Genomic DNA, 9,593 nt, shown 5'->3' with positions numbered 1-9,593 from the left:
CGGGTCGGAGCCGCGCGGCGGGATGTGCGCGTCGCCCCACGCCGCGCCCCAGGGCGTCTCGGCGTCCGTCGCGCCGGACAGCACCAGCGCGCCCAGCAGCCCGGCGTCCGCGGCGGCGCGCAGGTGCTCGAGCGGCGTCCGGGCGCTGCGGCCCTCGATCGCGGAGCGGCCCCAGTTGATGCTCATCCCGACGGCGCCGGCGGCGGACCGGTCGGCCAGGACGGCCAGCTCGTCCTCGATCGTCAGGAAGCCCTTGGCCGGCGGCTGCCCGGCGACGAGCGTGTCGCAGTGCTCGACCAGGACGCGCGCCCCGGCGAGGTCCCAGGCCAGGATCTCGTCGAGCGACCGCGCGAGCGCGTCGCGGTCGCCGGACCGCGGGCCCGGGGCGCTGTGGACCTGGATGGCCGCGACGGCGGCGCCGTCCGAGGCGGCCTGGTCCTCGGCCAGGTCACGGGCGCGGCGGACGTCGGCGACCGCGCGGCGGCGGGCGTCGTCGTCCGACGACGCGAGGCCGTAGGCCGGGTCCGCGCCGAGCCGCCCCATGACGGTCGGGATGCAGGTCACGAGCAGGCGCAGGTCGGGACGGGCGGCGAGCCCGGCCGGGTCCGGCCCGGCGCCCTCGGCCGGCAGCGGCAGCTCGAGGCCGCCGATCGGCAGCGCGCCGACCTCGGCCCAGAAGTCCCCGAGGAGGGTCGGGTCCTTGGGCGCCATGGCGTAGGCGCCGAGGGTGGCGGCGGTGGGCTGGGGGGTCATGGCGGGCTCCTGTGTGGGGTTCGTCTCGTGGTCGCGTCACCGTACCCAGGCCCTGTCGGGACCTAGGTCGCAGTTGCCACGGGGCGCCCCCGTGGCTAACTTGTTCCGTGCTTCGGAACTAAGTTCCATTAGGCGAAGCACTGACGCCGAGGTCAGACGGACCGCGACCACAGATGTTCCGGTACAGCCCAGCCGGGCCGTGCTCAGCACCGCCCCCAGCTCACGCCCCTGTGAGCGGACGAAGGAGTTCATGCCATGAGGCGAAACAAGGCCGCATCGATCACCGCCCTCATCGGGGCGTCGGTGCTCGCGCTGACCGCGTGCAGCGCCGGCACCACCCCGGTGGAGCAGGAGACGACGGGCACCGACGACGGCGGCGCCGTCGCAGGCGCGGACACGCTGGTCATGAAGGCCGCGTTCAACCAGCCCGAGACGCACCCGCAGTACATCGTGCTCGACGAGCTCGGGGACAAGTTCTTCGAGGCGACCGACGGCGCGTACGACATCGAGGTCTTCCCGAACGAGACCCTCGGCGCCCAGCGCGAGACCATCGAGCTCGTCCAGGCCGGCACGATCGAGATGGCCTACGTCGGCGGCCCGCTGCTCGAGAACTTCAACCCCGACTTCGTCGTGTTCAACCTGCCGTTCGTCTTCGACTCGGCGGAGCACCAGAGCGAGACGACGAACGACCCGGAGATCGTCGGGGACCTGTACTCCTCGCTCGAGGACGAGGGCATCAAGGTCGTCAGCGCGTTCCACGGCGGCGTCCGGTCGGTCTACAACTCCGAGAAGCCGATCAACACGCCCGAGGACATGGCGGGCATGAAGATCCGCGTCATCGAGTCCGACACCAACATCGAGATGCTCAGGCTCATGGGTGGCACGGGCACCCCGATGGGCCAGGGCGAGGTCTACACGGCCATCCAGTCCGGCGTGCTCGACGGCGGCGAGAACAACGAGCTCATCTACTCCAACCTCAAGCACGCCGAGGTCGCGCCGTACTTCAGCTACACGCGCCACCTCATGTTCCCGGACTACCTGATCATCAGCCCCGCCGTCTTCGACGCGATGACGGAGGAGCACCAGGAGATCTTCCTCGAGCTGCTCGAGGAGGCCCGCGTGCACGAGGCCGAGCTCTGGACGGAGCAGGTCAGCGAGGCGATCGAGGCCGCCGAGGCGGCCGGCGCGACCTTCAACGAGGTCGACGCCGACGCGTTCGCCGAGGTCATCGCCCCGCTGACCGAGGCGAAGCTCACGAACGACGTGACGCGCGGCATCTACGACCAGGTCCGCGCCGCGGCCGAGTGACCGACACCGACCCGAAGAGGCTCGAACCATGAACACAGCAAAGCTCGTGCTCGACCGCGTGCTGATGTGGGCCTGCGTGGTGCTGTTCGCACTGCTCGTGGTCGACGTCGCCTGGCAGGTCTTCGCCCGGCAGGTCCTCGACCAGCCGAGCGGCTGGTCGGAGGAGCTGGCCAAGTACCTGTTCATCTGGCTCGGCCTCTTCGGGTCGGCTCTCGTCTTCGGCGAGCGCGGCCACATCGCCGTCGACTTCGCCGTGAAGAAGCTGCCCGCGGCCGCCCAGAAGGTCGTCGCGGTCATCGTGCAGCTGTCGATCCTCGCGTTCACCGGGCTGGTGCTCCTGTGGGGCGGCTTGCGCGTCGTCGACCTGGCGTGGGAGCAGAACCTCACCGGCCTGCCGGTCAACGTCGGCCCGCTCTACCTCGCGCTGCCGATCTCCGGGGTGCTCATCGCCCTCTACACCGTCTACCACCTGGTCAGGATCCTCACCGGCGCGGAGCGCGCCGTCGAGGACGCCGAGCCTGACGTCCTGTGAAGGGCTGACCCATGGACCCCGCAGCACTCGCCGCACTCATCCTGCTCGGCGGCATCGCCGTCTTCCTGCTCCTCGGCGCGCCCATCAGCATCGCCGTCGGCCTCTCGTCCCTCATCGCGATGTTCACGGCCCTCGGGGTCGAGAACGGCGTCCTCACGGCCGCGCAGCAGGTCTTCCGCGGCATCAACTCCTTCCCCCTGCTCGCCATCCCGTTCTTCGTGCTCGCCGGTGTGATCATGAACCAAGGCGGGATAGCCCTACGGCTCGTCAACGCCGCCAAGGTGATGGTCGGCCGGATGCCCGGCTCGCTGGCCCAGACGAACATCGCGGCCAACGCGCTGTTCGGCGCGGTGTCCGGCTCCGGGGTGGCGGCCGCGGCCGCCATCGGCTCGACCATCGGCCCGATCCAGGCGCGTGAGGGCTACAACAAGTCCTTCGCCGCCGCGACGAACATCGCCTCGGCCCCGGCCGGCATGATCATCCCGCCCAGCAACCTGATGATCGTCTACTCGCTCGTCTCGAGCGCCTCGGTCGCCGCCCTGTTCGTGGCCGGCTACATCCCCGGTGCGATGTGGGCGATCGCGTGCATGATCATCGTCTACCTCTACGCACGCAAGCGTCCCGAGCTCAAGGTCACCGAGCGGATCACCTTCGCGCAGGGCGCCAAGACGATCCTCGCGGCCGTGCCCGCGCTGCTCCTCATCGTCGTCGTCATCGGCGGCATCCTGCTCGGCTACTTCACGCCGACCGAGGGCTCGAACATCGCGGTCGTGTACTCGCTCGTGCTGTCCTTCATCTACCGCACCATCAAGGTCAGCCAGCTGCCCAAGATGCTCATGGACGCGGCGCGCACGACCGCCGTCGTCATGTTCCTCGTGGGCGTGTCCTCGATCATGGGCTTCGTGATGTCGTTCGCCCGGATCCCGCAGATGGCGTCCGAGGCGATCTTCTCGGTCAGCACCAACCCGGTCGTCATCCTGCTGCTCATCGCGGTGATCCTGCTGATCCTCGGGTGCTTCATGGACCCGACGCCGGCGGTGCTGATCTTCACGCCGATCTTCCTGCCGATCGTCACCGCCATGGGGATCCACCCGGTCCACTTCGGGATCATGATGGTCTTCAACCTGTCGATCGGGACGATCACACCACCGGTCGGGCCGATCCTCTTCGTCGGCGCCAAGGTCGCCAACATCTCCATCGAGGCGGTCATCCGGCGGCTGCTGCCCTTCTTCGGGGCCCTCGTGCTGGTGCTCCTCATGGTGATCTTCACGCCGAGCCTGTCCATGTGGCTGCCCACTCAGCTCGGCCTGGTGACCCCGTGACGGGTGCCCGACCCAGCTGATCCCGACAGTACTTATAGGGGTGCTGCGCGGCCCGCGCCGCGCAGCACCCCGGCCGGACCCGGCCCACCCCAGGAGAGAGAGTCATGGAACAGCGATACGCCACCAGCCCGGAGCAGATCCCCGGGATGGACACCGAGGAGATGCGGCGCCGGTACCTCGTGCCGGGCCTCTTCGTCGCCGACGAGGTCAACGCCGTCTACACGCACCACGACCGCGTCGTGCTCGCCGGTGCCCTGCCGGTGGCCGGCCCCGTCACGCTGGGGACGTTCCCCGAGATCCGCTCCGAGTTCTTCTTCGAGCACCGCGAGGCGGGCATCGTCAACGTCGGCGGCACCGGCACCGTGACGGTCGACGGCACAGACTTCACGCTCACCCACGGCTCGTGCCTCTACGTCGGGCGCGGCGCGCGCGACGTCACCTTCACCTCCGCGGACGCGGCGGGCGAGGCCGGCCCCGCCCGGTTCTACCTCGTCTCGGCGCCCGCGCACACCGCCTACCCGACGACGCTGGTCGAGGCCGGCCAGGGCACGGTGCGCGAGCTCGGCGACCCGCTGACCTCGAACCGGCGCACGCTGAACCAGTACATCCACGAGAACGGCGTGCGCTCCTGCCAGGTCGTCATGGGCGTCACCACGCTGCACCCCGGCAGCATGTGGAACACCATGCCGGCGCACACCCACGACCGCCGGATGGAGGCCTACCTCTACTTCGACCTGCCGGAGGACGCCCGCGTCATCCACATCCTCGGCCGCCCGGACGAGACCCGGCACCTGGTCGTCGCGAACCAGGAGGCGATCATCTCGCCCAGCTGGTCCGTCCACTCGGGTGTCGGCACGGCCAGCTACAGCTTCGTCTGGGCCATGGCCGGGGAGAATCAGTCGTTCGACGACATGGACGGGTTCCCGATCACCGTCATGCGCTGACCGAGCCGTTCCGAGACAGGTGACGACGATGGCCCCCGAGAACTCCCGCCCGACGTCGGTGCTGCCCACGGGCCGCGCCGACGACAAGGCGAGCGCGAGCGAGAAGACGCTGCTCGTGCTCGAGGCCGCGCTCCGTCACCCACGGTTCACCGACGTCGTCGAGGCGACCGGCCTGGCCAAGGCGACGACGCACCGGATCCTCGCCACCCTGGTGGACCGGGGCTTCATCGTCGTCACGCCGGACGGCACCTACCAGCCGGGGCCGCAGATCCTGGCCCTCGCGGGCCAGGCGCTGCAGCGCCTCGACATCTCGGCGATCGCCCAGCCCTTCGTCGGTGACCTCGTCGACCGGGTCCACTGCACCTCGCACGTCGGCGTCGCCAACGGCGACGAGATCGTCTACCTGGTCCGCATGGACTCGGACAAGCCGTACCAGATGCCGTCGCGTGTCGGGCACGCCATCCCGATGCACTCCTCGGGGATCGGCAAGGTCGTCCTCGCCTCGTACAGCGACGACGACGTCGAGCGATTCGTCGCCCGGGCGGGCCTGCCGCGGCGGACGCCGGACACGATCACCACGATCGAGCGGCTCCGCGAGGAGCTCGCGCAGATCCGCCGGGACGGCTACGGCTTCGACTGGCAGGAGAACGTCCCCGGCGTCGTGTGCGTGGCAGCACCGATCCGCGACCACACCGGGACCACCCGGTACGGCCTCAGCATCTCCACCCTCGCCCTCGAGTACACCTACGTGCAGCTCGAGGCGCTCGCCCCCGCGGTCGTCGAGACGGCCGCCCGCATCTCCGCGGCCCTGGGCCACCGCGCCTGACCGCACCACCCACGGAAGAGAGCCCGACATGACCAGCACCACCAGCGAGTACCTCACCGGCCTGTTCTCCCTCGAGGGGCAGACGGCCGTCGTCACGGGCGCGAGCCAGGGCATCGGCCTGGCGATCGCCGAGGGGCTCGCGGCCGCCGGCGCGGACATCATCGGCGTCAGCCACGACATGCCCGAGGGCGACAGCGACGTGCGGACCGCCGTCGAGGGGCACGGCCGGGCGTTCACGCCGCTGCGCGCCGACTTCTCGGTGCGGTCCGAGGTCACGGCGCTCGCCGCCGACCTCGCCGGCCGCGGCGTGGACATCCTCGTCAACAACGGTGGCACCATCCGCCGCACGCCGGCCGCGATGCACTCCGACGAGGACTTCGACTACGTCGTCGACGTCAACCTGCGCGCCACCTTCACGCTCTCGCGCGAGGTGGGCCGGACGATGATCGAGCGCGGCCACGGCAAGATCGTCAACACGGCGTCGATGCTCAGCTTCCAGGGTGGCATCAACGTCCCGGGCTACACGTCCTCGAAGTCGGCCGTCGCAGGGCTGACCAAGGCGCTCGCCAACGAGTGGGCCGACAAGGGCGTCAACGTCAACGCGGTCGCGCCGGGCTACGTGGCCACGGCCAACACGCACGACCTGCGCCAGGACGCCGCTCGCAGCAAGGCGATCCTCGACCGGATCCCGGCCGCCCGCTGGGCCGAGGCGTCCGACATCGCCGGCGCCGTGCTGTTCCTGTCCTCGCGTGCCGCCGACTACGTGCACGGGGCGATCCTGCCGGTCGACGGCGGCTGGCTCGCGCGATGAGGATCGTCATCACCGAGTGCGACCACGACTCGTTCGACGCGGAGCACGAGGTCGCCGGACCGGCCGGGGCCGAGGTCGTGCTCACCCAGTCGGCGACGCCCGAGGAGCTCGTGGCGAACGCCGCGGACGCGGACGCGATCCTCGTCCAGTACGCGACGATCACCGCCGAGATCATGGACGCGCTGCCCCGGCTCAAGGCGATCGGTCGCTACGGCGTGGGCGTCGACTCGGTGGACGTCGCGGCGGCGACCGAGCGCGGCATCGCCGTGTGCAACGTGCCGGACTACGGCACCGAGTCGGTCTCCGACCACGCGATCGGCATGGCGCTCGCGGCGGCGCGCGGCATCCCGCGGCTGGACCGCGGCATGCGCGCGGGCTCGTTCGACCTGGCCGTCATCCGACCCGCCTACCAGACGCGCGGACGCGTGTTCGGCGTCGTCGGCATGGGCCTCATCGGCACCGCCACGGCGCGCAAGGCGGCCGGGCTGGGCTACGAGGTGATCGGCTACGACGTCGCGGCGGAGCCCGGGGCGGCCACGTTCCACGGCTTCCCGTCGGTGAGCCTGGACGAGCTGCTCGAGCGCTCGCAGGTGGTCTCGCTCCACACGCCGCTCGACGAGACGACGCGCGGCATGATCGGCGCCGCCGAGCTCGCGCGCATGCGCACCGACGCGATCCTGGTGAACACGAGCCGGGGCGGCGTCGTGGACACGGCGGCGCTCGTCGAGGCGCTGCGGACCGGCAGCATCCGGGCCGCCGCGATCGACGTGCACGAGACCGAGCCGCTGCCCGTGGGCCACCCGCTCATGGACCTCGACTCGGTCGTCCTGACGCCGCACCTGGCGTGGTACTCGGAGGAGTCCTACGTCGAGCTGAAGCGCCGCACGGTCGCGAACGTCATCGACGTGTGCGCGGGCCGCGCCCCGCGCAACGTCGTCAACCCCGAGGTGCTCGGTGCACCCGGCCGCAACGAGGGCTGCGCTCCCGCGGCCGGGGCAGGAGCGTGAGATGAGCACGATGCGAGCGGCGGTATGGACGGGCACCGACGAGGTCGAGGTGGCCGAGGTCGGGCTGCCCGAGGTGCCCGAGGGCTGGGCCCTGGTGAAGATCGCGTACAACGGGATCTGCGGCACGGACCTGTCGATCCTGCACGGCAAGCACCCGCGCGCCCAGGCGCCGCTGGTGACCGGCCACGAGATGTCCGGGTGGGTCGAGCGCGCCGGCGCCACCGGTCCGCGCGAGGGCGCCCTGGTGATCGTCGAGCCCCTCATCAGCTGCGGTGAGTGCAAGGCGTGCCGCGACGGCCACGGCCACGTGTGCCGCCGCCTCGGCCTCTACGGCATCGACGCACCCGGGGGCATGGCGCAGTACGTCGCGCTCCCGCCCGAGGTGCTGCACGAGGTGCCCGCGGGCGTGGACCCGCGCACCGCTGCGCTGGCCGAGCCGCTGGCCGTCGCCGTGCACGCGGTCGACCTGTCCGGCATGCAGCCGGGGGACACGGTCGCCGTGTACGGCGCGGGACCGATCGGGGTGCTCACGGCGCTCGTCGCGCGCCACGCCGGTGCCGGGACGGTCGTCATCACCGAGCCGAGCCCCTGGCGCCGGCAGGTCGCGGCCGACCTGGGGTTCACCGTCGTGCCCGAGGGCGCCACGATGGCGCAGGTGCTCGCGCCCCTGACCGACGGCGAGGGTGCGGACACCACGTTCGACTCCGCCGCGCACCCGTCGGTCGCCGCCGAGCTCGCCGCGACCACGCGCGTGCTGGGCCGGATCGTCATCGTCGGCGTCTACAAGCAGCCGACGCCGATCGACCTGCAGGCGGTCTGCTTCAAGGAGCAGTCGATGGTCGGGGTGCGCGTGTACACCTCGGCCGACGTCGCGCGGGCGATCGAGCTCATCGCGACGGACGCGCTGGGCCTGGCCGGGTTCCCGACCAAGGCCTTCGACCTCGCCGACGTCGAGGCCGCGTTCGCGGCCGCCACGTCGGGCCAGGACTGCCTCAAGGTCCTGGTGACTCCGCTGGACGGGATGGCAGACGCATGACGAACCCCTTCGACCTCACCGGCCGCACGGCCGTCGTCACCGGCGGCGGGCGCGGGCTCGGGCGGGGCATCACGGAGGCCTTCCTCGAGGCCGGCGCCGACGTCGTCGTGCTCGGGCGCAACCCGCTCCCCGCCGAGCTCGGGGAGCACGCCGCGCGGCTCGGGCGGCGGGTCTTCTTCGAGACCCTCGACCTGGCCGACGGCGACGCCATCGCGGCGACCGCCGAGCGGGTCCTGGCCGCGCACCGGGTCGACGTGCTCGTCAACAACGCGGGCACGCAGGACCGCTACCCGGCGGCCGAGTTCCCCCTCGAGGCGTGGGACCGGGTCATCGACGTGAACCTGCGCTCGGTCTTCCAGCTGTGCCAGCTGTTCGGCCGGCCGATGCTCGAGCGCGGCGAGGGCAAGATCGTCAACCTCGCGTCGCTGCTGTCCTTCCAGGGCGGGCTCACGGTGCCCGCGTACGCGGCCAGCAAGGGCGCCGTCGCGCAGCTGACCAAGGCGCTGTGCAACGAGTGGTCGGCCAAGGGCGTGAACGTCAACGCCGTCGCGCCGGGCTACATGGCGACGGAGATGAACACGGCGCTGCTCGCCGACCCCGTGCGCCTCGAGCAGCTGTCCGTGCGCATCCCCGCGGGCCGGTGGGGCCGGCCCGAGGACATCGGCAACGTCGTGGTGTTCCTCGCCTCGCCGGCCGCCGCCTACGTGCACGGCCAGGTGCTCGCCGTCGACGGGGGCTGGCTCGCCCGCTGACGTCGGCCCGCCGCCGTCAGTCGGTCGCGTCGCGCGTGCGCAGGAAGTCCTCCACCTCGAGCAGGTGCGCGGACATGCGCACGCGCGCGCGCTCGACGTCGCCCTCGGCCACCGCGTCCAGGATCGCCTCGTGCTGGCGCTGCGTGCGCCGGTCCGCCTCGGGGTCCGTGACGCCGCGCCACAGCCGGTGGCGGGCCGTGCGGCCGCCCATCGCGTCGGCGAGGGCGGCGAGGACCGGGTTGCCGCACGCGCTCGCGAGCGCGTGGTGGAACGCGAGGTCCGCGGCCAGCAGGGCCTCGTGG

General features: G+C 71.6%; 11 protein-coding genes. 9 read left to right on the top strand and 2 right to left on the bottom strand.

Annotated elements, in window-relative coordinates; genetic code table 11:
• A partial coding sequence (locus IDM29_RS12045) for a DUF4862 family protein (RefSeq protein ID WP_188037567.1) occupies positions 1-753 on the bottom strand: 753 nt, incomplete at its 3' end.
• A 255-nt stretch (positions 754-1,008) separates the two neighbouring features.
• Between IDM29_RS12045 and IDM29_RS12040 the strand changes: the two genes are divergently transcribed.
• The 9 genes from IDM29_RS12040 to IDM29_RS12000 all read left to right on the top strand — a co-directional run bounded on the left by IDM29_RS12040 (position 1,009) and on the right by IDM29_RS12000 (position 9,291).
• Positions 1,009-2,061, top strand: coding sequence for a TRAP transporter substrate-binding protein (locus IDM29_RS12040; RefSeq protein ID WP_182112182.1), 1,053 nt, complete (start codon positions 1,009-1,011; stop codon positions 2,059-2,061).
• 28 nt (positions 2,062-2,089) lie between these two features.
• Entirely contained in the window at positions 2,090-2,593 is a 504-nt protein-coding gene (locus tag IDM29_RS12035; RefSeq protein WP_182112181.1) for a TRAP transporter small permease, read from the top strand.
• Positions 2,594-2,604: 11 nt separating this feature from the next.
• A complete protein-coding gene (locus tag IDM29_RS12030) occupies positions 2,605-3,915 on the top strand; it encodes a TRAP transporter large permease (protein WP_182112180.1) in 1,311 nt (436 codons plus the stop codon).
• Positions 3,916-4,019: 104 nt separating this feature from the next.
• Entirely contained in the window at positions 4,020-4,859 is an 840-nt protein-coding gene (gene kduI, locus IDM29_RS12025; RefSeq protein WP_182112179.1) for a 5-dehydro-4-deoxy-D-glucuronate isomerase, read from the top strand.
• A gap of 28 nt (positions 4,860-4,887) precedes the next feature.
• Positions 4,888-5,685, top strand: coding sequence for an IclR family transcriptional regulator (locus IDM29_RS12020; RefSeq protein ID WP_182112178.1), 798 nt, complete (start codon positions 4,888-4,890; stop codon positions 5,683-5,685).
• 28 nt (positions 5,686-5,713) lie between these two features.
• The gene (locus tag IDM29_RS12015) at positions 5,714-6,496 is read left to right on the top strand and encodes an SDR family oxidoreductase (protein WP_182112177.1); all 783 of its coding nucleotides are present in this window, start codon (positions 5,714-5,716) and stop codon (positions 6,494-6,496) included.
• A complete protein-coding gene (locus IDM29_RS12010; protein ID WP_182112176.1) occupies positions 6,493-7,503 on the top strand; it encodes a C-terminal binding protein in 1,011 nt (336 codons plus the stop codon). Before IDM29_RS12015 ends, IDM29_RS12010 begins: the two co-directional genes overlap by 4 nt.
• Position 7,504: 1 nt before the next feature.
• The gene (locus IDM29_RS12005; RefSeq protein ID WP_182112175.1) at positions 7,505-8,539 is read left to right on the top strand and encodes a zinc-binding dehydrogenase; all 1,035 of its coding nucleotides are present in this window, start codon (positions 7,505-7,507) and stop codon (positions 8,537-8,539) included.
• On the top strand, positions 8,536-9,291 hold the full coding sequence (locus IDM29_RS12000; RefSeq protein WP_182112174.1) for a glucose 1-dehydrogenase: 756 nt from the start codon (positions 8,536-8,538) through the stop codon (positions 9,289-9,291). The genes IDM29_RS12005 and IDM29_RS12000 overlap by 4 nt, the downstream gene beginning before the upstream one ends.
• Positions 9,292-9,307: 16 nt before the next feature.
• On the opposite strand, the gene IDM29_RS11995 is transcribed toward IDM29_RS12000, so the two are convergent.
• Positions 9,308-9,593: FadR/GntR family transcriptional regulator (locus IDM29_RS11995; protein WP_188037566.1), on the bottom strand; the 286-nt coding region annotated here is incomplete at its 5' end.

The sequence above is a fragment of the Actinotalea sp. JY-7885 genome, from assembly GCF_014525465.1.
Lineage (GTDB): Bacteria > Actinomycetota > Actinomycetes > Actinomycetales > Cellulomonadaceae > Actinotalea.
The sequence above is the reverse complement of the archived record's forward strand: the minus strand, read 5'-3'. Positions and strand labels throughout refer to the sequence as shown.

What these genes read in the sequence shown, in the direction of transcription:
- IDM29_RS12040 (WP_182112182.1), top strand. Translation starts at nt 1,009, where the DNA reads ATGAGGCGAAACAAGGCCGCATCGATCACCGCCCTCATCGGGGCGTCG.
- IDM29_RS12035 (WP_182112181.1), top strand. Translation starts at nt 2,090, where the DNA reads ATGAACACAGCAAAGCTCGTGCTCGACCGCGTGCTGATGTGGGCCTGC.
- IDM29_RS12030 (WP_182112180.1), top strand. Translation starts at nt 2,605, where the DNA reads ATGGACCCCGCAGCACTCGCCGCACTCATCCTGCTCGGCGGCATCGCC.
- kduI (WP_182112179.1), top strand. Translation starts at nt 4,020, where the DNA reads ATGGAACAGCGATACGCCACCAGCCCGGAGCAGATCCCCGGGATGGAC.
- IDM29_RS12020 (WP_182112178.1), top strand. Translation starts at nt 4,888, where the DNA reads ATGGCCCCCGAGAACTCCCGCCCGACGTCGGTGCTGCCCACGGGCCGC.
- IDM29_RS12015 (WP_182112177.1), top strand. Translation starts at nt 5,714, where the DNA reads ATGACCAGCACCACCAGCGAGTACCTCACCGGCCTGTTCTCCCTCGAG.
- IDM29_RS12010 (WP_182112176.1), top strand. Translation starts at nt 6,493, where the DNA reads ATGAGGATCGTCATCACCGAGTGCGACCACGACTCGTTCGACGCGGAG.
- IDM29_RS12005 (WP_182112175.1), top strand. Translation starts at nt 7,505, where the DNA reads ATGAGCACGATGCGAGCGGCGGTATGGACGGGCACCGACGAGGTCGAG.
- IDM29_RS12000 (WP_182112174.1), top strand. Translation starts at nt 8,536, where the DNA reads ATGACGAACCCCTTCGACCTCACCGGCCGCACGGCCGTCGTCACCGGC.